Origin of the sequence: Ekhidna sp., assembly GCF_964218185.1 — a bacterium.
GTDB lineage: Bacteria > Bacteroidota > Bacteroidia > Cytophagales > Cyclobacteriaceae > Ekhidna.
On record NZ_CAXPLV010000005.1, the window covers coordinates 325,629 to 345,422 of the forward strand.

Annotated in this window: 19 protein-coding genes; 8 read left to right on the plus strand and 11 right to left on the minus strand. The window is 42.4% G+C overall.

Features of this window, described 5'->3' with window-relative positions; genetic code table 11:
* Positions 1-41: 41 nt before the first annotated feature.
* Both prmA and tpiA read right to left on the minus strand, forming a co-directional pair.
* Positions 42-866, minus strand: a complete 825-nt coding sequence (gene prmA, locus ACEQZT_RS06860) for a 50S ribosomal protein L11 methyltransferase (protein WP_370088559.1) — start codon at positions 864-866, stop codon at positions 42-44.
* Positions 866-1,630, minus strand: a complete 765-nt coding sequence (tpiA, locus tag ACEQZT_RS06865; RefSeq protein ID WP_370088561.1) for a triose-phosphate isomerase — start codon at positions 1,628-1,630, stop codon at positions 866-868. Before tpiA ends, prmA begins: the two co-directional genes overlap by 1 nt.
* 170 nt (positions 1,631-1,800) lie before the next feature.
* On the opposite strand from tpiA, the gene ACEQZT_RS06870 reads away from it, so the two are divergent.
* Positions 1,801-2,202, plus strand: a complete 402-nt coding sequence (locus tag ACEQZT_RS06870) for a TerB family tellurite resistance protein (protein WP_370088563.1) — start codon at positions 1,801-1,803, stop codon at positions 2,200-2,202.
* A gap of 13 nt (positions 2,203-2,215) precedes the next feature.
* On the opposite strand, the gene uvrA is transcribed toward ACEQZT_RS06870, so the two are convergent.
* Positions 2,216-5,008 carry an excinuclease ABC subunit UvrA gene (uvrA, locus tag ACEQZT_RS06875; protein WP_370088565.1) on the minus strand — a complete coding sequence of 931 codons (2,793 nt, stop codon included), beginning with the start codon at positions 5,006-5,008 and terminating at the stop codon, positions 2,216-2,218.
* Between the two features lie 178 nt (positions 5,009-5,186).
* On the opposite strand from uvrA, the gene ACEQZT_RS06880 reads away from it, so the two are divergent.
* From ACEQZT_RS06880 to nth, 3 genes are all read left to right on the plus strand, one after another.
* The gene (locus ACEQZT_RS06880; protein ID WP_370088567.1) at positions 5,187-5,786 is read left to right on the plus strand and encodes an RNA polymerase sigma factor; all 600 of its coding nucleotides are present in this window, start codon (positions 5,187-5,189) and stop codon (positions 5,784-5,786) included.
* Positions 5,761-5,988, plus strand: a complete 228-nt coding sequence (locus ACEQZT_RS06885; RefSeq protein WP_370088569.1) for a hypothetical protein — start codon at positions 5,761-5,763, stop codon at positions 5,986-5,988. The genes ACEQZT_RS06880 and ACEQZT_RS06885 overlap by 26 nt, the downstream gene beginning before the upstream one ends.
* 97 nt (positions 5,989-6,085) lie before the next feature.
* Entirely contained in the window at positions 6,086-6,730 is a 645-nt protein-coding gene (nth, locus tag ACEQZT_RS06890; RefSeq protein ID WP_370088571.1) for an endonuclease III, read from the plus strand.
* On the opposite strand, the gene ACEQZT_RS06895 is transcribed toward nth, so the two are convergent.
* Positions 6,725-7,270: a hypothetical protein gene (locus ACEQZT_RS06895; RefSeq protein ID WP_370088573.1), complete on the minus strand. Its 546-nt coding sequence runs from the start codon at positions 7,268-7,270 to the stop codon at positions 6,725-6,727. The two genes, nth and ACEQZT_RS06895, sit on opposite strands and share 6 nt — an antisense overlap.
* Before the next feature lie 117 nt (positions 7,271-7,387).
* Here ACEQZT_RS06895 and ACEQZT_RS06900 point away from each other — a divergent pair, with 117 nt between their 5' ends.
* Positions 7,388-8,590: a glycosyltransferase family 4 protein gene (locus ACEQZT_RS06900; protein WP_370088575.1), complete on the plus strand. Its 1,203-nt coding sequence runs from the start codon at positions 7,388-7,390 to the stop codon at positions 8,588-8,590.
* On the opposite strand, the gene ACEQZT_RS06905 is transcribed toward ACEQZT_RS06900, so the two are convergent.
* Positions 8,579-9,559, minus strand: coding sequence for a gliding motility lipoprotein GldB (locus ACEQZT_RS06905; RefSeq protein ID WP_370088577.1), 981 nt, complete (start codon positions 9,557-9,559; stop codon positions 8,579-8,581). The genes ACEQZT_RS06900 and ACEQZT_RS06905 overlap by 12 nt on opposite strands.
* Before the next feature lie 94 nt (positions 9,560-9,653).
* On the opposite strand from ACEQZT_RS06905, the gene ACEQZT_RS06910 reads away from it, so the two are divergent.
* Positions 9,654-10,268: a porin family protein gene (locus ACEQZT_RS06910; RefSeq protein ID WP_370088579.1), complete on the plus strand. Its 615-nt coding sequence runs from the start codon at positions 9,654-9,656 to the stop codon at positions 10,266-10,268.
* A 2-nt stretch (positions 10,269-10,270) separates the two neighbouring features.
* Positions 10,271-10,666: a hypothetical protein gene (locus tag ACEQZT_RS06915; RefSeq protein WP_370088581.1), complete on the plus strand. Its 396-nt coding sequence runs from the start codon at positions 10,271-10,273 to the stop codon at positions 10,664-10,666.
* Between the two features lie 4 nt (positions 10,667-10,670).
* On the opposite strand, the gene ACEQZT_RS06920 is transcribed toward ACEQZT_RS06915, so the two are convergent.
* Entirely contained in the window at positions 10,671-12,644 is a 1,974-nt protein-coding gene (locus ACEQZT_RS06920; RefSeq protein WP_370088583.1) for a thiamine pyrophosphate-dependent enzyme, read from the minus strand.
* 34 nt (positions 12,645-12,678) lie between these two features.
* Positions 12,679-13,701, minus strand: coding sequence for an SPASM domain-containing protein (locus tag ACEQZT_RS06925; protein WP_370088585.1), 1,023 nt, complete (start codon positions 13,699-13,701; stop codon positions 12,679-12,681).
* A gap of 26 nt (positions 13,702-13,727) precedes the next feature.
* Between ACEQZT_RS06925 and ACEQZT_RS06930 the strand changes: the two genes are divergently transcribed.
* A complete protein-coding gene (locus ACEQZT_RS06930) occupies positions 13,728-14,927 on the plus strand; it encodes a DUF4105 domain-containing protein (RefSeq protein ID WP_370088587.1) in 1,200 nt (399 codons plus the stop codon).
* Here ACEQZT_RS06930 and ACEQZT_RS06935 read toward each other — a convergent pair.
* The 4 genes from ACEQZT_RS06935 to ACEQZT_RS06950 form a co-directional block, all read right to left on the minus strand.
* Positions 14,924-15,205: a DUF427 domain-containing protein gene (locus ACEQZT_RS06935; protein WP_370088589.1), complete on the minus strand. Its 282-nt coding sequence runs from the start codon at positions 15,203-15,205 to the stop codon at positions 14,924-14,926. The genes ACEQZT_RS06930 and ACEQZT_RS06935 overlap by 4 nt on opposite strands.
* A 50-nt stretch (positions 15,206-15,255) precedes the next feature.
* Complete coding sequence (locus ACEQZT_RS06940) at positions 15,256-16,635, minus strand: sensor histidine kinase (RefSeq protein WP_370088591.1); 1,380 nt, start codon at positions 16,633-16,635, stop codon at positions 15,256-15,258.
* A gap of 13 nt (positions 16,636-16,648) precedes the next feature.
* The gene (locus tag ACEQZT_RS06945) at positions 16,649-17,443 is read right to left on the minus strand and encodes a hypothetical protein (RefSeq protein WP_370088592.1); all 795 of its coding nucleotides are present in this window, start codon (positions 17,441-17,443) and stop codon (positions 16,649-16,651) included.
* A 92-nt stretch (positions 17,444-17,535) separates the two neighbouring features.
* A complete protein-coding gene (locus tag ACEQZT_RS06950) occupies positions 17,536-19,782 on the minus strand; it encodes a M1 family metallopeptidase (RefSeq protein ID WP_370088594.1) in 2,247 nt (748 codons plus the stop codon).
* Positions 19,783-19,794: the final 12 nt, after the last annotated feature.

Sequence of the window (19,794 nt, forward strand, 5' to 3'; positions counted from 1 at the left end):
TATTTATAAGTCTGCACTGTAACAGTAAATAAACGACTGTTTTAGACGGAGCGTTTTTCTAAGGCCAGCATTGCCCAGTTATCTCTGGTGGTGGTTCTTAGTTTTTTCAGCTGGTGATTTTCAGCTTCAACTACGAGATCATCGATATCATTTTCATAAAAGCCACTCAAAATCAGCTGACCACTTTCTCGTAATCTACTGGAGTATTCTCCAATCTGATCCAGCAGCACATTTTTGTTAATGTTGGCTATCACAATATCGAATATACCTTCGTCCACATTATTGATCTGACCTTTGATTAACCTCACGTCCTTTACGCTATTCAACGCAAAATTCTCCTCACTATTTTCAATACACCAGTCATCTATATCTGTGGCAGTTATGGATGAAGCTCCACGCTTCTTAGCCATGATTGCTAGAATGCCCGTTCCGGTTCCTACATCCAACACCTTTTTGTTCTTATGATCCAGGCTCATTTGATAGTCCAAAACCTGATAGGTAGTGGCATGATGTCCTGTACCAAAAGACATTTTTGGCGTCACGATTATCTCATACTCATATTGTGGTTGAGGCTTGTGAAAAGATGCACGAACAATACAACGGTCTCCGACAATTATGGGATCATAGTTTTTCTCCCACTCTTCGTTCCAGTTTACTTTTTCCTGCTCCTTGATGGTGAAGGAGACATTTGGAAATTGATTGATTAAAATCTCTACCTTCTCTTGTTCAAATTTCTCTTGCTCACAGCTACCTTCAAATCCGTTATCAAACTCCTGGAAGGAGTCAAACCCTACCTCGAAAAGCTCTGCGATGAGTACGTCTATGAGAACGGGATCGCACGTTACTTTGATGGTGATAAATTCCATCAATCGAATGCTTTTACGATATCCACAAAATCCTTTGACTTCAGGCTAGCTCCTCCGATAAGTCCTCCATCCACGTCGGGTTGGTCGAAGATCTCTTTGGCATTTTCTGGCTTCACGCTACCACCATATAGTATTGAAATACTTTCGGCAACTTCCTGAGAGTATTTAGCTGCTATCTGCTTTCTGATAAAAGCATGCATTTCCTGAGCCTGTTCGGCACTGGCAGTCTTTCCTGTGCCGATAGCCCAAACGGGCTCGTAGGCAATTACTACGTTTTTAATTTCATCTTCAGACAATTCGAAAAGCGCTGTGGCCACTTGCTGTCCTACCAGATTTTCATGATCGCCTGCTTCTCGGGTCTCTAGCTTTTCTCCACAGCAAAAAATGGGTGTTAGATTGTTATCGAGGACAAACTTGACTTTCTCTGCAAGGAGCTCGTCTGTTTCTCCAAAGTATTCGCGCCGCTCACTGTGACCAAGTATCACGTATGAAGCTCCTGCTGAAACTAACATGGAGGCTGACACCTCTCCTGTAAATGCGCCTTCTCTTTCCTGATGGCAATTTTGAGCACCCAGGTAAATATTGCTCACTGAGCCAATCAAACTATATATACCGGTCAAGTGAATGAATGGAGGAATCAAAATAACCTGTGCATCATTTTGCACTCTGTCTTCTACCATGTGAATTACCTCCGAGGCAAGTTTTTTTCCTTCGGGGAGTGTGCAATTCATTTTCCAGTTTCCGGCTACAATTTTCTTTCTCATGTCAAAAGTCAGTTTTTCAGGTGCAATGATAGTTAAGCCTGGACAGTATTTCGACAGTTAGTTTTGAGGGATTGCACTCGTAGACTCAGACAATAGCCTCATCGATAATTGATTTCAGATATATGTGTATTCAACACTTTATTATCATCTTGGTGGCTTAATAGTTATTCATGAAAGACATAGTAAAATTCAGAGCGCTGATTGGAATTGCGCAGGCGGATGGAGATTTCGATAGTGCTGAAAAAGAATTTATCAAGCGATTGGCAGACTTGGAAGGATTGTCAATGACAGACTTGAAGGAGATGCTAAAGGAGGGGGACAAAACCAGTAACCTGATAAAAGACCTCTCTTTTGAAGATAAGATCGATATTCTTACCTATATGGTCAAGCTCATGAAAATTGATGGGAAGGTGCTGATCAGTGAAATCAAGTTTTGTGAAAAGGTGGCCAGAATGCTTGGGTTCGAAGAAAAATCAATTGGATTCCTATCAGGAATTATAGATGGCAATACGGATGTCAACCAAAGCTTTGGCAGAATCAATCATCGAATGAAAAACTATGAGATAGGGTGATTCAGAAAAAGCCTTAAAGCTTTTCCCTGAGATACTGTGCGGTATAATTGTCGTCCAGCTTAATCATTTCTTCAGGGGTTCCTGCAAAACAAATATTACCCCCCTCTTCACCTCCTTCCGGACCAAGGTCAATGATCCAATCAGCATTCTTGATTACCTCAGTGTTGTGCTCGATAATTACCACAGAGTTGCCTCCATCCACCAATGCATTAATTGCATCCAGGAGTTTCTTTATGTCATGAAAATGAAGTCCTGTGGTAGGCTCATCGAAAATGAACAGAATGTGATCTGTGTTGTTCGTCTTACTACCCTTGGATAAAAATGAAGCCAGCTTCACTCGTTGTGCTTCTCCACCACTGAGTGAGTTTGATCCCTGGCCAAGTTTCACGTATCCAAGTCCAACATCAAAAAGAGGCTGAAGCTTATTGGTGATTGCGTTGTTTCCGTCAAAAAATTCAAGTGCCTGCTGCACGGAAAGGTCAAGTACATCCGCTATATTTTTGTCATTGTATTTGACCTCCAGAATTTCTTTTTTGAAGCGTTTGCCCCCACAGTTTTCGCAGGTCAGGTGGAGGTCAGCCATAAACTGCATCTCGATCTTTACAGTGCCTTCCCCTTCGCAAACTTCGCATCGTCCACCATCGACATTGAACGAGAAATGTGCAGGTTTGAAATTATTGGTTTTTGAAAGCGGCTGCTCGGAGAAAAGCTGACGAATGGCATCATAAGCTTTTACATACGTCACCGGATTGGAACGCGAACTCTTACCAATTGGATTTTGATCTACAAACTCAACTTGCGTGATTTTTTTGTAGTTGCCGGTGAGGTTTGTGAATTTTCCTGAAGCCTCTCCAAGCAGACCCAGCTGCTTACCGATGGCTGGATGTAATATTTTCCTTACCAATGTGGACTTTCCTGAACCACTTACACCCGTAACAACTGTCAGAACACCGAGTGGTACTTCGACATCAATATTCTTGAGATTATTTTCTCTTGCACCCTCAATTTGAATAGAAGATCTCCATGGTCTCCTTCGCTCAGGCACAGGAATGGTCTCTTTTCCCTGAAGGTACTTTGACGTGTATGAATTAGTCTCTCCATTCATTTCAGAGGTCTTTCCCTGAAACACCAGCTCACCTCCAAACACTCCTGCATCGGGCCCGATATCTATGATTTGGTCAGCGGCTTCCATCACTTTCTCCTCATGCTCCACCACAATTACTGTGTTGCCCACATCTCTTAGTGTCTTCAGCACCTCGATCAAACGATCGGTATCTCTTGGATGTAACCCGATACTTGGTTCATCCAGAATGTACATCGAACCGACTAATGCACTGCCGAGTGAAGTAGCCAATTTAATTCGTTGAAATTCTCCGCCAGAAAGTGTACTGGTCAGACGATTTAAGGTGAGGTATCCAAGCCCTACCTGGTCGAGGTAAGACAACCTGTTTTTGATTTCTTCTAAAATCCGCTTAGCCACTTTTTCATCGTGCTTGTTGAGCTTGATGGAGTCGAAAAATGGACGCAATTTTTTGACAGGCATCAGCACCAAATCGGTGATGGAGTGATCTGTTATTTTTACATAGCTCGCATCTTTTCTAAGCTTGGTTCCCCGACAATCAGGACACGTGGTTTTCCCCCGGTATCGTGAGAGCATTACTCTATATTGGATCTTGTGAAGTTTGGATTCCAGGTGTGCGAAGAACTTATTCAGTCCATCAAAATATTCATTGCCTGTCCAGAGGAGATCGTATTGCTCCTGGGTCAATTCGGCAATTGGTCGGTGGATAGGAAAATCGAATCGGATGCCATCACGAAGTAGCGGTTCCGCCCATTTTTTCATAGTCTCTCCCTTCCATGGGGCAATGGCTCCTTCGTATACGGATAAGTTTCTATCCGGAATTACCAGGTCAGGATCGATTCCCAACACCCTTCCAAAGCCCTCGCACCTTCTGCAAGCACCGTACGGATTATTGAAGCTAAAGAAGTTTACAGAGGGTTCTTCGAATCTGATCCCATCCAATTCAAATCGATCTGAAAATTTCTTTTTGTCTTTACCAACAATTGTAACAAAACAATCGCCTTCGCCCTCAAAGAATGCCGTCTGCACAGAATCGGCCAAACGGAATTGTGTCGCTTCATCATTCTGAACTACGGCCCGATCGATGAGAATTTCAACGTTTCCCTTCGGAGTTTCTTTACTATCCAGTACATCCTGAATAAAAGCTACTTCTTTGTCGATAAGCACTCGATTGTACCCTTTGCTCATCAGAATTTGAAACTCTTTCGTGAGCGTACGTTTTTCTTTTTGCTTCAGCGGGGTAGTAATCATCAACTTAGCCCCTTCTTCGTGAGAGAGTATGTAATCCACTACATCAGTTACCGTGTCTTTCTTTACTTCTTTTCCGGATATAGGTGAAATTGTTTTTCCAATTCTGGCAAAGAGAAGTTTCAGGTAATCGTAAATCTCGGTAGTGGTACCAACGGTAGACCTTGGGTTTCGCGAAGAAACTTTTTGTTCGATTGCAATTGCAGGAGCGACTCCTTTGATATAGTCCACCTCCGGCTTTTCCATCCTTCCCAAAAACTGACGCGCATACGAACTTAAGCTCTCAACATATTTCCGTTGACCTTCAGCAAAGAGGGTATCAAATGCCAGCGAAGATTTCCCCGAACCGGACAAACCAGTAATCACCACCAGCTGATCTCGGGGTATTGCCACATCCAGATTTTTCAGGTTATTCACCCGAGCACCTTTGATGATGATGTATTCTTTTGGATCCAGATCGTCGATTTTTCCAACCATTTTAGGGGTATGCCTGTCTATGAAACACTAACTAAGGAATTCGGTTCGAGTGGCGCAAAAATAAGGTGCAGACTTTTGCGAGTTGTTTAAATTTTATATTCTTGCCGCGTAAAATTATTTCTAACCCTAAACCCTACAATATGATATAGACCTCTACGTTAACAAACAGGTGAATTACATGAATAAGACAAGTTTGAACGATAGCGAATTGCTATCCCGCTACATTGGCGGAAACGAAGAGGCATTTGAGGAACTCCTCAATCGTCATAAAGACAGGGTTTTTACCACCATTTATTTAATAGTAAAAGACAGGTACACTGCAGAGGATCTCTTGCAAGAGGTTTTCATTAAAGCTATACGTACCATCAAATCCGGCAGGTATAACGAGGAGGGAAAATTCCTTCCATGGATTCTAAGAATCGCTCATAACCTGTCCATAGACCACTTCAGAAAAGCGAAGCGCTATCCGATGATCGTAATGGAGGATGGAAGCAGCGTGTTTAATACGCTCGATTTCTCAGAGTCGTCTATTGAAGAAGAACATATTAAACAAGATACCTACAACCTTCTAAAAGCCTACATCAAAGATTTACCGGACTCACAACGTGAGGTGTTGGTTATGCGACACTACATGAAAATGAGCTTCCAGGAAATTGCTGATGCGACAGATGTAAGTATCAATACGGCGCTAGGAAGGATGAGGTATGCTTTGATAAACTTGAGAAAAAAGTTTGAGCAAACCCAAAACGCGTATGACAAAAACCTTTACAGAAGATGATTTAGTAAGATTTCTATACGACGAGGTAAATGAGGACGAGCGATTAGAGATGAGGGAATCGCTGTGTGCTGACATGGAACTCCGAGCAAGGTTGGTTGAATTAAATGAGGCGAAAGGGCTCATTGAAAATTTTTCAATGAAGGCACCTGAGGCGGTAGTGTCCAGAATATTGTACGCTTCGAAGAATCTTCAGTCTATTTAGATAGAATTGTCAGGTTGAGCCTGTCGAAACCTGTTTTTTTAAGATAAACACTTCGACAAGCTCAGTGTGACACAAAATTCTATTCTAATTTTAGACGATGACCAAGAAGGAGCGATACGAAGCATTCGTCAAGTACTTTTCTGAATCTTATCCCCAACCGGAAACCGAACTTCAATATTCCAATCCGTTTGAGCTACTTGTTGCAGTGGTGCTGAGCGCGCAATGTACTGATGCAAGGATCAATAAAGTTACGCCTGCGCTGTTCAGAGATTTTCCAACCCCGGAACACATGGCAGCCAGTCACTTTGACGAATTGTTTCCATATATCCGCAGTGTGTCCTATCCGAATAATAAGACTAAGCATTTATTATCTCTTAGTAAGAGACTTGTAGAAGAATTCAATTCAGAAATTCCTACTACTATCAAAGAGCTAACCTCTCTGCAAGGGGTAGGAAGAAAAACGGCTAACGTAATTGTTTCGGTTCTTTATAATCAGCCTGCCATGGCGGTGGATACCCATGTGTTTCGGGTATCGAAGAGATTGGGATTAGTTACTCAAACTGCCAAAACACCACTTGAAGTGGAAAAGCAACTCGTGAAACACATCCCCGAGGAATATATTTCACGAGCTCATCACTGGTTGATCTTACATGGAAGGTACGTTTGCCTAGCCAGAAAGCCACAATGTGAGAAATGTGAGATCACACATTTCTGTAAATACTGGGAGAAGAATTTTTTATAAGAAAATTGCGAAGCTAAATCGAAGCTCCAGGATATTTTGATCTGAAAAATCCTGATTCATACTAATGTTATATCTCAAAGTAGGCTCGAACGAAATATCATCACTAAGAAAAGCTGCATAACCGAATTGAAGGCCTAGCCAGAGCGGATCTGGCGTATCAACAGAACCCCCAAATCCTTCAAAATCTTCCCAGGTCGCTCCGGTTAAATCAACTTGAACAGGTACAGCTCCATTCATATATTGTTTGATTCCGAGTTTATAGCTGAAATAGTTCGTTCCGTCCAAATCGGTATAACCTAATCCAAACTTCAATGCAAAATCGTCCTTAACAAAGAAACCAGCTTCTGCCCCTATAGAAAAGATCGTTGATCCATCTACAGACATTAATGCAAAGCCCGTACTGTTTCCTTTCATTAGGGTTTCTGTTCCGAGAGGTGTTAGGCCCACTTCAAATAAAACATTTCCTTGCTGAGTTGCCTCCTGGGCGGTTACTAAAAACATTGCGGAGGTCAAAAAAATCGATAAAATTATTTTTTTCATAATGGTATTAGGTAATTATTCAGTTAACTGTTTGCGAATTAAATAAAACGATTGATTCATGAGCTTCTTCGAAAAGAAAAAAAATCTATTTATTTATGGTTAATCTTTACCGTGAGAATGAAAATTCTATACGTCCACCAATATTTTAAAACTCCTGAGGAAGGAGGCTCTATCCGATCTTACTATCTAGCCAAGGGACTAGTAGATGCTGGCCATGAAGTGACCATGATCACTGCGCACAATGCGGCTTATGAAGTAAAAAAGGTAGATGGTATTGAAGTTCACTATTTGCCAGTTCTTTACGACAATAGTTATGGTTTTTTCCAGCGCCTGTGGTCATTTTATCTTTTTGTAAGGTTCGCCAGAAAAGAAGCTAAAAAACTCTCAAAGCACGATCTTGCTTACGTGATGACCACCCCATTGACCACTGGGTTTATTGCGACTTATCTGAAAAAGGAATTGGATCTCCCCTATTATTTTGAGGTAGGTGATTTATGGCCGGAAGCACCTGTTCAAATGGGAGTCATAAAAAATAGATGGGTAAAGAAGTGGCTTTATTCGCTGGAAAAGAGATTTTACTTTGAGGCTGATAAAGTTATCGCACTATCCCCTTCAATAAGGAATTATATAGAGAAGGTGTGCCCAAATACTAAAGTGTATGTAATTCCTAACATGGCTGACTGCTCTTTTTTTGAGGCAGAGTATAGTATCGGAGATTTTAGTGAGAACAATAAATTTCAGATTACCTATTGTGGAGCGATCGGCAAGGCGAACCATCTGGAGTACTTTTTGGATGCGGCGAAGCAGAGCAGCGATGCTGCGTTACCAGTACACTTCAATGTCATTGGGTATGGATCTGAGATGAAGCGGTTGCGGAATTCTGCTAAGCGACTAAAAAATGTTTCTTTCTATCCGCACTCAAGTAAACAATGTGTGAAGAATCTACTTGCAAAAAGTGATGCCGTGTATGTCTCTTTTAAAGATGTAAAAGTGCTCGGTACAGGCAGTCCAAATAAATTCTTTGATTCGCTGGCAGCAGGCAAATTGACCATTATCAACTTTGATGGCTGGATCAAAAATTTAATCGCAAAGAACAAATGTGGCTTCCATCACAATCCATATTCCAAGACTGCCTTTGTGCGAAAACTAAAAGTGTTTTTAGAGTCTCCGGAATTGCTGGCTAAGTACCAGCGAAATGGACGCAAACTAGCTGAACTTTATTACGATAAAGATATTCAGGTAACCAAACTGCTAAAAATTCTCAACAACGAATACAAGTTTGAGGTGACAGAATCAGAGGTTTATATCCTAACCGCCTGACGGTTTATATCCTGACTGGGTAAAGATTTTGTTATAGTTCTTTTCTGCCATTATTTGTTCTACTGTGGCACCTGTTTTTGCAGCATATGCATTTACAATTTGCCACCCTAGCCATCTACCAATTCGTCCAGGGCACTTGTCACCAATTTCATAGACATTTGGTCGCTCTCCAAGAAACTTCTGCTTCATCTGGTGGTTGGTTTCATAGAGTAGCTCATTTTCAATAAAGTTTGCCCAGATGATTGCATCATGATCAAACACATCTTCCCATTCTTCTTCGCTATATCCAATCAAGATTCGTTCTGGTGTGCATGGCTGAATTTTGCTAAGTAAGTAATATGACTTCCCATAGTCGATCATTTCGGCAAGCATTTCGTCTCCGTTGCTTGTAGTGATAAACTGGCTGGAGATAAATTGTAAAATGCTGGAAGCCAGGTGATCTGTGGTGTACCTTTTTAAAATATAATTGGGGATTTGCTGAGGCTTATAAGACGCACCCTCTCCAATGAAAAAATCCATTCCGATCATAATGTGCTCATTGGAAATAAATAGGTCATTGTAAAGTCCTGTCACCGCAGTTTGTATCAGAGGTGAAATTTCTTTTGGATAGTAAACCCTCAATCTACCCAGACCTTCTTCCAGCGTTTGTACGACCTCATCAAAGTTTTTAAATGCCTCGACTGACTCTTGATACAGCGTATCAATGGATGGGTTTTGAATTAACCCAAACATTCGATCGGCCAAAATTGAATCAGATGGATACTGATCTGAATGCAGGAAGAATTGTGCAAAGTCCGGATTCTTTTTGAGAAAGGCTTCAACCTCTTTTGCGGATTTGCAACTAAACAAATCCTGTTCGAGTCGCTGAACTTCCAGTATCACTTTCTGTGGGTCAACAGAATCTCTACAAGTTTGACTATTGCATGATGCTAAGAAAACAAGGCAAATCATTAGGAGGACTACTCGCATACTATCTATTTTTGGGAGCAAATTTAGGCAGCTCAGATTGTTTAGGCAGTGAGATAGTTTTTTATCTCTGCACTTCCAGAAAAATAAATTAACGATGAAGAAATTACTTTTCTTACTTTTCATTCTAGGATCATTTGGTTCAATGGCACAGGTCAAGCTGGGCTTAAAGCTGGCACCAGTTGTAGCTTCCAACCGAGCTAAAAATCAAGCTCAGACTGTTGAAAACGATGGCTCGAAAATGAAATTTTCTGTGGGTCTGGTTGCTGACCAAACATTATCTGAAACATACTTTTTAAGCTCCGGACTGATTTATCTGCCAAAACGAGTAGCTTTTCGGGATGCTACCGGGACAGTGGAGGAAGAGTATAAATTGCAATACCTGCAAATACCTGCTACACTTAAGCTTTTTACCAATGAGATTGCTCCTGATGTAAAAGGATTTCTTCAGATAGGTTCGGCTCTCGAAATTTTAGTTTTCAATGAAGAGGAGGATCCTTCCTACACTACTGTCGAAAAATTTAATCCGATAGACATTCCGGTTATTCTCGGGGCAGGCATAGAATATCGTGCTGGCATCAACACTACACTTTTCGGTGGGTTTTCATACCAGCGAGGTTTGGTAAACACCGTGAAGGAAGCCGAGGCGGCCTTTGAAGACCTCCAACTTAGAAACACCGTTTTCTCGATTGATTTGGGTGTGAAGTTCTAGCAATGAGCTGGGATCATGAACTAGCTAGATATGTGGTGATAGCTTTCGGACTATTTATTATCTACGTTGGTTTTTTAATGCTATTTACACCTTCAAAAGCATTGGCTGTTCTCAGAAAAGCCGCTAGTACAAACCTGATTAATTATGCTGAGATCACTATTCGACTTATACCTGCAATTTCACTAGTCGTTTACTCAGACTTATCCAGATATCCTCAAGTGTTTTTTTACCTGGGATATTTTATGATTGCCACGTCGGTTATACTTTATCTCATTCCCAGGCGATTGCATCACCAATATGCCTTATGGAGCGCTTCGTTACTCTCCCCGACTAAAGTGCGATTAATATCACCTTTTAGTTTCCTGTTGGGAGGATTCCTTATTTATGCAGTTTTGTGAGCAGTTAGTAGGCCAGTAAACTTTCAACCTTTTCCTTCAATCTCGAATTAGCTAAGAAGACTCGCTCCAAATCTGCCGCAAATGGAACGGGTGTGTCGAGGCTTGCCTCTCTCATCACAGGTGCATCCAGGTGCTCAAAGCAATGTTCCGAAATCCAGGCTGCAATCTCTCCGCCAATTCCCCCGGTGAGGCAATCTTCATGAAGAACCAGTACTCGACCGGTTTTTCTGGCTGAATCCATCACCGTGTCTTTATCCCAGGGAAGTAGCGTTCTCAGGTCGATGATTTCTACGGAAGCATCGAATTCATCGGCTACCTTATTAGCCCAGTGTACACCCATACCATAAGTAATTATGGAAAGGTCAGAACCCTCTCTATTGACCACCGCTTTACCAACCTCAGTTGTGTAGTAGGCATCAGGCACGTTTCCAGAAAGTGACCTGTAGAGAGCCTTATGCTCGAAGTACAAATAAGGGTTCGGATCCTCAATGGCGGCCGCCAGTAGTCCTTTTGCATCGTGAGGGTTGGATGGATAGACAATCTTCAATCCTGGCGTATGAAAAAACCAAGCCTCATTGGATTGAGAGTGAAATGGACCTGCACCTACACCTGCACCCGTAGGCATCCGCACCACCACATCTGCATTTTGGCCCCACCGATAATGAATCTTGGCCAGATTGTTTACAATTTGATTAAACCCTTCCGTCACGAAATCGGCGAACTGCATCTCTACAACAGCCTTCATCCCCGCAATGCTAAGCCCCAGCCCGGTTCCAACAATTGCTGCTTCGCAAAGCGGCGTGTTGCGGATTCGCTCTTTTCCAAACTGCTCCATAAAACCTTCAGTGATCTTGAAAACCCCACCATAGTCGGCAATATCCTGACCCATGACAATGAGCTCAGGGTGTTTTTCCAGAGATTGCTTTAGACCATCTGATATCGCATCTACAAATCGTTTCTCGGATTCCTTGCCTTTTGGCTCTATGATCTTTTGCTCATAAGGAAAATAAACATCCGCCAGTTCAGTCTCCACATTGGCTAAGATTGCTTCTTCGGCAAACGCTCCTTTTACCGCCTCATTTATTTCTTTTTGAATGCTTTTTCTGATCTCTGCAATCTGATCATTGGTGCAAACGCCTTCTTTGATCAGGAAGCTTTCAAATCCTTTGACAGGATCTTTTTTGGCCCACTTTTCCATGAGTTCCTTTGGCACATACTTGGTGCCTGACGCTTCCTCATGCCCACGCATACGGAATGTTTTTGCTTCGAATATGATTGGGCGTGGATTCTTACGGATGTCTTCTACAAGAGGTTCCAGTTCATTCAAAACCTCAAGAATAGAGTTGCCTTCAACACTGTAAGCTTCCATTCCATAAGCAGGACCTTTTACTACAAACGAGTCAAAATTGAATTGTTCACGACTCGGTGTGGAAAGTCCATAGCCATTGTTTTCAATCACGAAAATGACAGGCAACTTCCAAACTGACGCCACATTCACTGCTTCGTGAAAATCCCCCTCGCTGGTGCCACCATCTCCGGTGAAAACCAGACTTACTTTTTCTTCTTTTCTCAACAGGTGAGAAAGCGCAATCCCATCTGCGATCCCCATTTGAGGACCGAGGTGCGAGATCATTCCAACAATATTGTAATCCTGTGTGCCGAAGTGAAAGCTTCTATCTCTACCTTTTGTGAAGCCACTCATTTTGCCCTGAAACTGCGAGAATAGTCGCTGAAAAGGAACGCCTCTTGTAGTAAAGACTCCAAGATTTCGGTGCATCGGGAGAATGTACTCTTCCTGATTTAGGGCCAATGCCGCACCGACGGAAATCGCTTCCTGACCAATGCCTGAAAACCATTTGCTGATTTTCCCCTGACGAAGGAGAATCAGCATTTTCTCTTCAATGAGTCTGGGAGTGACCAACTCCTTATGTATGGCAAGTAGTTCTTCGTCAGTACGATTTTTACGATCGAATTTCATAAAGTAGCGTGAATTGAAGTGCGAAATAAGTGCATCATGCCCAAACCTTTAGCCCTTCAGTGCAGTTTTTACAAATTTCTATTTCTGATCGAGAGGTTAACAAGGCTTTTCTAAAGTTTTGATAGGGTTTTGAAAACCAGATTTCATCAAATGATTTTTCAGACACATTGCCCATGCTGTGGTTAGCATCCTTATCAAAGCAACATGGGATGACCTGTCCATCCCAGGTGATCACACAGCTTTGCCACATCTTCCAGCACTTGTTTTCCAGTTCGTTTTTGATGGAAAAGGTGCCATCTGCGTTGGGTCTGTATCGGGAGTATTTATCTATGGTAGGAATTAAATCACTTCCATTTTCATAATCGTAAATCTGGGCCGTCTTAAACGCTACTTTATCTACACCATACTCTTTTGCCAACCGCTTGATTTTAGGAATTTCATGTTCGTTTGGCTTGACGACCAAAAATTGCCAAACCACTTTTGGGCTTTTTGATTTTAGCTTCTTGCGCCACTTCAAAATATTTTTTGTACCCTCCAAAACCCTCGTGAGGTCTCCTTCTTTTCGGTATGACTCATAAGTTTCCTGTGAGGCACCATCGATGGAAATGATCAGCCTGTTTAGACCGGACTCTACTGTTTTTCTGGCGTTTTCATCATCAAGAAAGTGAGCATTGGTGGAGGTAGTGGTATAGATTTTATGCCTATTAGCCACACCGACCATTTCGAGAAATTGTGGATTTAAATAGGGTTCTCCCTGGAAGTAAAATGTCAGATAAAGCAGGTGATCGCTCACCTCCTGCATGATTTTTTCGAAAAGCGAAACATTAAGCTTGCCAGTGGGGCGAGTAAAAGAACGTAATCCACTAGGGCACTCTGGGCATCTTAGGTTGCAGGCTGTGGTAGGCTCTATGGCCATGCTGATAGGCAGGCCTGAAATGTTTGGATTTCCTGATCGTTGTGATCGTTGATAGCTTCGCCAGATTTTCAAGGCGTTGGATAGCCTTTTTGGCGTTAGCTTTGAAGTGAGCGAAATGCTATCGTGTAGATTGACCAACATAAAGAAACAAAGTAAACACCTGAATCATGAGATTCTTATTCCTTGGCCTTCTAATTTTCATTTCTTCATTCACTCAGGCTCAGTTCAGGCTTTCTGAAAGCGCTGAAATCGCAGTGGTGACCATTGGCCCGTATCAGGGTGAGCCATGGTCTGCATTCGGTCACAATGGCTTTAGAGTAGTAGATCCGGAGATTGGGATCGATTGGTTTTATGATTACGGACTATACGACTTCAATCAGGAAAACTTCTTTCTCAATTTTGCCAAAGGGTTGCTTAAATATCGAGTGGGCGTCCGCAACTGGGATAGAGCCTACAAAGTGCAGCGATACCTAAAAAGGTATATCAAACTACAATACCTCAATCTTACTCAAGCGGAGAAACAGCAACTCTTCGACTATCTGCAAAACAACGCCAAACCCGAAAACGCCGAGTACCTGTATCATTATGTGTATGACAATTGTGCTACGAAAATAAGAGATGTTGTTCAAGAGAATTTTCCAGGAAGGATCACTTTTGATTTATCCTATAAGGAAGATGGCAAGACCTTTCGTCAGCTGATGAATGATTACTTGGGTCAACAGGATTGGGGTGACTTTGGGATTGATATTGGACTTGGCTCAGAGGTGGATCAGGAAGCTACAGCTGAGGAGTATATGTTTTTGCCTCCATACATATTTAAGGCTTTTTCAGGCGCAACAATTGAGCGAGATGGTGAAGAGATACCATTGGTGAAAGAGTCTGTGGATGCATTTATACCAGACGAGGAAAGCTCGCTTTCAGTCTTGATCACCCCTTTCAATTTTTTTGTAATCCTCTTTTTCATCACAGGACTTATCACCCACCGCAATCTCAAGTTTGAGAAGCGTACAAAGTGGATTGACGTAATCCTTTTTGGTTTTGCAGGTTTTGTTGGCTGGTGGGTTGTCTACTTATGGATAGGCACAGAGCATATGTCTAAGAATAATCTGGACATTCTCTGGGCGATACCCTTCCACTTCCCATTAATCTTCTTCACAGCCAGAGAGAAACTAAGAAACTTCTTCAGAATATATTTTAAAGTGTTTGCCTATTGGTACTGCGGTCTATTGCTAGTCTGGGGATTTTTGCTGCAACCTATTCATCAGGCATTGGTGCCGTTTGTTTTGACACTTGTTCTCCGAAGTTTCTACCTTTCATATCATCTGAGAAAGCCCAAGGTGAAGCTGTCAACAAACGGGAAAGCTTAGTTTTCCACTTTCACTCCATTCCAGAAGGCCACATATCCTTTGATATTTTTGGCTAGTTCGCTGGTCTCAGGATAGTACCAGGCTGCATCCTTATTTTCCTCGCCATTCACTTCCACTGTGTAGTAGCTGGCAGTTCCCTTCCATGGGCACAACGTATGTGTATCCGTTTCCTTGAAAAACTCCTTTTTGATAGATGAAGGTGGGAAATAGTGATTTCCTTCTACCACTACGGTATCATCACTCTCGGCTATTACCTGACCATTCCAAATTGCTTTCATGATTTTGCTGTTTGGTTATATACAAATAATCAGCTTTTTATGGAAAAGGTTTATGCATGATCGGGCAAATGAATGCCGAATGTCGTTCCTTTTCCTTTTTGGGATGATACCTGAATGCTTCCGCCCAGATGTTCCAAGGCATCTTTGACGAGGTATAGTCCCAACCCGGTTCCATTCGATGATTTACTCGCACGATAAAACATATCGAAGATTTTCGGGAGGTGTTTTTCATCTATACCCGCCCCATTATCTTCTATGGTAATGTGATATCCTTTTTCAGAATTCTTGATTTCTACGTTGATCTGAGGGTTTTTTGTCTCGTAATTATGATACTTAATTGAGTTGGATAAGATGTTGGTTAGGATGGTATGAAGTCTTGCCGGATCTGTTTTGATTCTCGTATTCTCAGTGCTGGTTATTTCTATTTTAGGATGAGTGCCATTTGGCTCAATCAATGAATTAAACTCCTTAGTGATTTCTTCTTTCAGGTCTAATTCAACAATACTCAAATCTGTTTTTTGACCTTTTCTTAAAGTAATGATGTCTCTGATCACATTGTCAGCCTGATCCAGTCTGCCCTGGATGGCATCTAAAAACTCTTCCTTTTTATGGATGTCGTCGGTGAGCTTAATAGCGGAGACAATTCCTGAAATGGTAGTAAGTGGAGCTCGGAGGTCATGTGAGGATCGGTATAGGAAGGTGTCTAGTTCACTATTGGCTTTTTTCAGGTTGTGCTGTTCTATTTCCAGTACACTGATGATCATCCCCAGACCCATTAGGGATTGGAGAAATAAATCCACGGCTCCCATAAAGTATGGAAGCTCCACTCCATAAGGGATGTTAACAATCTCAAAGAACGTTACCAGAAAATAATTGATCTGTAGAAGTCCGTAGAGCAGAAAGGAAAAGATGATAAACCTGATTCCAATTCCTGTTTTGCTGATTTTCCAAAGCATGCTGGCACAGATACCAAAAATTACTCCGGCCAAAAGCGATTTTATTCCTACCCGATAGAAAATTCTATAATCTCCTCCGTCAGGATTTTGAAAATGGATCATCACCAAAATGATTGAAATAGGAATAATGAGGATCGTTAAGAGTCGAAGTTGTTTTTGGTTGATTTTCCGTGTGCGACTGATTTCTTTAGTACCAGCATATAGCCAGGCTATCTGTAAAAAACTGGCCGTAACAGTTATCATAGAGATGATTAGTCTGAATGGATGGTCGAGAGGGAGAAGAAATGCGTTTGCCAATGCAACGCAGGAACCGATCATATTCACAAAAAGGGCGAGCCAGCTCCAAGACCAGTATCTAAAAAAGTCATTTTTATACTGCCGGAAAAACTTGCGCAAAATCAACATGATAACAAGCGCCATCAGGGCTTGCACCACATACTGAACAATGACGATTAATACTGGCTGAGGAAGCATTTTGAGCCAGCGATCAGTTTATAGAAAATTCATCAAATGTTCCTTCTGGCACCTCTTCCAATACTTTTATATCCGTCAGCGCATACTTTCCTCTGTCTCCGGATAGCATAATGTCACCGTACTTTTTATAATCATCCCAAGGGGTGATAAAGCGAGGCTCCAGCGCAGTGGAGTCCGGATAATAAGCCCACTGTGTGACCAACTTTGAGTCAGTGTCTACCCATACTTCATAAACGTTTTGTGGGGTGACACCCACATCTTCAAACGCCAGACTTATAACGTCCGCACGATCTCCGGTCAGGGTCGTGTCTTCTCTCAGATATTTTAGGGTAACCCCTGAATCTTTCAGCTTAAATGGCATCACCAGCCAGTAGGAGTCGTTTACCCACAGCTCATAGCCCCGTTGAAGGTAGAAATCTAATGAATCGGTCACTTCTGTATCGCCCTTCATCACTTTGCCTTCCTTAGTATTGATATTCATAAGAATCGTGAGATCGCTAGACGGTTCCTCTATTCTTACATCCCCTGTCCATTTGTCCCACACATGATCTCGGCGACCAAAGAAGTTCCAGCTAATGAAACGAGTATTGTCCCACGCCTGTCTTCCACCCATGGCCTGCATAGATTTGTCGGCAAGCAAGGTGGCAAGAAGGTCGGATCCTTCCTGATTAAAACCTTCAGCAGGAGGATTGTTGTACTCAATAAACTCACTTACCACTGCGGTGGAATCTGAACTTTCGCTCGAGGATGACCCTGTTGAGCATGAGGCTAGAATGATAAGAGTTAATAGGATTAATGTGTTTTTCATAGCTTGTTTATCAATCCAATAAATATAGGAAATAAAAAAAGGAGACCATGACAGTCTCCCTTTAGTTTAGGTTGGTTGCGTTTTTTTATAGATCAATCCTTACCTTTTTTAAACTGCTCGAATCGATCACCTTCGTTTGATCGTGGGTACACATTGTTGTCAGTATACGCATCAGCAGTCATTTGATCAGGATCGATCACAATTTTAGCTACTTCTTTGTTCTTGATGAAAACCTTTTTCACTTCCTTTTCATCAATTTTCCAGATTTCTGCAGGAATCTTCTCCATCTCTACTGTACCATCTACATAAGTCCACTGAATGATGATGGGCGTAACCAGTCCACCTTGATTCTTAAGCGTCAGCTCATAAAAGTTTTTCCCTTCTGCTGACTTCTTGATTTTATTCTGATCCATGGACTGGCGATATTCACCCAAGCCACCATTCCACTCCTGGAATACAAATGGCTGAGGAGCACTGCCAAAATCTTTTTTGCCGTCGTTCTTTCCATCAATGCCCTGACCTGCTCCTTTGATGTTCTTAGTCTCAAGTCCGTTTTCTTCGGTTTGCATCTGGAACCATCGAACATTTGCCAGGTCTACATCCACATAGTCAGTGCCGTAGAACCATCCTCTCCAAAACCAGTCAAGGTCCACAGCGGAGGCATCCTCCAGTGTTCGGAAAAGATCAGCGGGAGTTGGGTGCTTAAATGCCCATCGTTCTGCATAGGTCTTAAATGCTTTATCAAAAAGCTCTGGACCCATTATTGTCGTTCTAAGTAGATTCAATGCTGTTGCCGGTTTAGCATAGGCATTGGACCCAAACTGACGAATTTGCTCAGAGTTGGTCATGATAGGACGTACCAAACCATTTTCACCTCGCATGTAATCGACAATTTTGTGAGCAGGGCCTCTTCTTGATGGATACTCGTAATCGAGGTAGTTATCATCAAACTCCTGCTCTGTGAGATACTGCACAAAAGTATTCAAGCCTTCGTCCATCCAGGTCCACTGACGCTCATCAGAGTTGATGATCATCGGGAAGAAGTTGTGTCCTACTTCGTGGATGATTACCGAGATCATTCCGTGTTTCTTGGCATCAGAGTAGGTGCCGTCAGGATCTGGGCGACCGTAGTTAAAGCAGATCATTGGGTACTCCATACCAATGGATGCCGTGTGAACGGAGATTGCAACCGGGTAAGGATACTCGATCGTGAATTTGGAGTAAGTCTCAAGCGTTTGCTTTACTGCTATCGTTGACCACTCTTCCCAAAGCGGGTTTCCTTCTTTTGGATAGTAAGACATAGCCAATGGCTCATTGCCCTCGCTAAGCTTCACAGCCATGGCATCCCAGATGAATTTTCTCGATGCACAGAAAGCATAATCTCTTACATTCTCAGCTTTATACTTCCAGGTTTTAGTGCCAGTCGCTTTAGTCTTTTCGTTTTTTCTCGCCTCTTTTTCGGTTACGATGATCACGGGCTTGTCATAGCTCTTCTTCGCCTGCTCAAATCGCTCTCTCTGCTCAGCAGTCAGTACCTCATTGGGATTTTGTAGGGTACCAGTAGCACCAACAATAAAATCTGAAGGTACGGTCAGCTCTACCTCGTAATCACCGAAGGTAAGTGCAAACTCCCCGCTACCTAAAAACTGCTTGTTTTGCCATCCTTCATTGTCGATGTAAACAGCCATTCTAGGGAAAAACTGAGCGATGGTGTAGAGATAATTATCATCTTCTTCGAAGTACTCTAGCCCTGATCGTCCACCATCCGTCATTCGGTTGTTGATGTTGTACATCCAATCGATGCTGAAAGTTATGTTTTCGCCAGACTTCAATGGCTTGGCAAGGTCTATTCGCATCATGGTTTTGTTGATGATGTAGCTCATGTCGCTACTACCACTCTTTACAGATTTGATTTTGAACCCACCATCATAGTCTTCATCGCCAGTCAATCGGAACACCGCAAAAGCACTCAAGGTATCTCTCATGCTGCTCTGCCCAACTAAAGGAGAGTCAGAATCTTTCGCTCTCATATTCTGATCCAGCTGCACCCACAGGTACTCCAGGTTGTCAGGAGAGTTGTTGTAATATGTAATGGTCTCACTACCGGTGATCGTCTGGTTGTTGTCGTCCAGCGTAATCTTCATTTTATAGTCGGCCTTTTGCTGCCAGTACTGGTGCCCCGGAGCTCCTGAGGCCGTTCGGTAGGTGTTGGGGGTAGGCAGCATGGTTCCCAGCTGCTCAAACTTTTGTTCCCACTCCGTGTCTTTTTGTTTTCGATCCTGTGCCATTACCACAGTGCTTACCAAAAACGCTACGATAAGTAGAATGCTATTCTTCATAGTTGCTTTAAT

Excerpts from the sequence above, each read along its gene's own strand:
- prmA (WP_370088559.1), bottom strand. The coding sequence starts at position 866 with ATGGAATTTATCACCATCAAAGTAACGTGCGATCCCGTTCTCATAGAC.
- tpiA (WP_370088561.1), bottom strand. The coding sequence starts at position 1,630 with ATGAGAAAGAAAATTGTAGCCGGAAACTGGAAAATGAATTGCACACTC.
- ACEQZT_RS06870 (WP_370088563.1), top strand. The coding sequence starts at position 1,801 with ATGAAAGACATAGTAAAATTCAGAGCGCTGATTGGAATTGCGCAGGCG.
- uvrA (WP_370088565.1), bottom strand. The coding sequence starts at position 5,008 with ATGGTTGGAAAAATCGACGATCTGGATCCAAAAGAATACATCATCATC.
- ACEQZT_RS06880 (WP_370088567.1), top strand. The coding sequence starts at position 5,187 with ATGAATAAGACAAGTTTGAACGATAGCGAATTGCTATCCCGCTACATT.
- ACEQZT_RS06885 (WP_370088569.1), top strand. The coding sequence starts at position 5,761 with ATGACAAAAACCTTTACAGAAGATGATTTAGTAAGATTTCTATACGAC.
- nth (WP_370088571.1), top strand. The coding sequence starts at position 6,086 with ATGACCAAGAAGGAGCGATACGAAGCATTCGTCAAGTACTTTTCTGAA.
- ACEQZT_RS06895 (WP_370088573.1), bottom strand. The coding sequence starts at position 7,270 with ATGAAAAAAATAATTTTATCGATTTTTTTGACCTCCGCAATGTTTTTA.
- ACEQZT_RS06900 (WP_370088575.1), top strand. The coding sequence starts at position 7,388 with ATGAAAATTCTATACGTCCACCAATATTTTAAAACTCCTGAGGAAGGA.
- ACEQZT_RS06905 (WP_370088577.1), bottom strand. The coding sequence starts at position 9,559 with ATGCGAGTAGTCCTCCTAATGATTTGCCTTGTTTTCTTAGCATCATGC.
- ACEQZT_RS06910 (WP_370088579.1), top strand. The coding sequence starts at position 9,654 with ATGAAGAAATTACTTTTCTTACTTTTCATTCTAGGATCATTTGGTTCA.
- ACEQZT_RS06915 (WP_370088581.1), top strand. The coding sequence starts at position 10,271 with ATGAGCTGGGATCATGAACTAGCTAGATATGTGGTGATAGCTTTCGGA.
- ACEQZT_RS06920 (WP_370088583.1), bottom strand. The coding sequence starts at position 12,644 with ATGAAATTCGATCGTAAAAATCGTACTGACGAAGAACTACTTGCCATA.
- ACEQZT_RS06925 (WP_370088585.1), bottom strand. The coding sequence starts at position 13,701 with ATGTTGGTCAATCTACACGATAGCATTTCGCTCACTTCAAAGCTAACG.
- ACEQZT_RS06930 (WP_370088587.1), top strand. The coding sequence starts at position 13,728 with ATGAGATTCTTATTCCTTGGCCTTCTAATTTTCATTTCTTCATTCACT.
- ACEQZT_RS06935 (WP_370088589.1), bottom strand. The coding sequence starts at position 15,205 with ATGAAAGCAATTTGGAATGGTCAGGTAATAGCCGAGAGTGATGATACC.
- ACEQZT_RS06940 (WP_370088591.1), bottom strand. The coding sequence starts at position 16,635 with ATGCTTCCTCAGCCAGTATTAATCGTCATTGTTCAGTATGTGGTGCAA.
- ACEQZT_RS06945 (WP_370088592.1), bottom strand. The coding sequence starts at position 17,443 with ATGAAAAACACATTAATCCTATTAACTCTTATCATTCTAGCCTCATGC.
- ACEQZT_RS06950 (WP_370088594.1), bottom strand. The coding sequence starts at position 19,782 with ATGAAGAATAGCATTCTACTTATCGTAGCGTTTTTGGTAAGCACTGTG.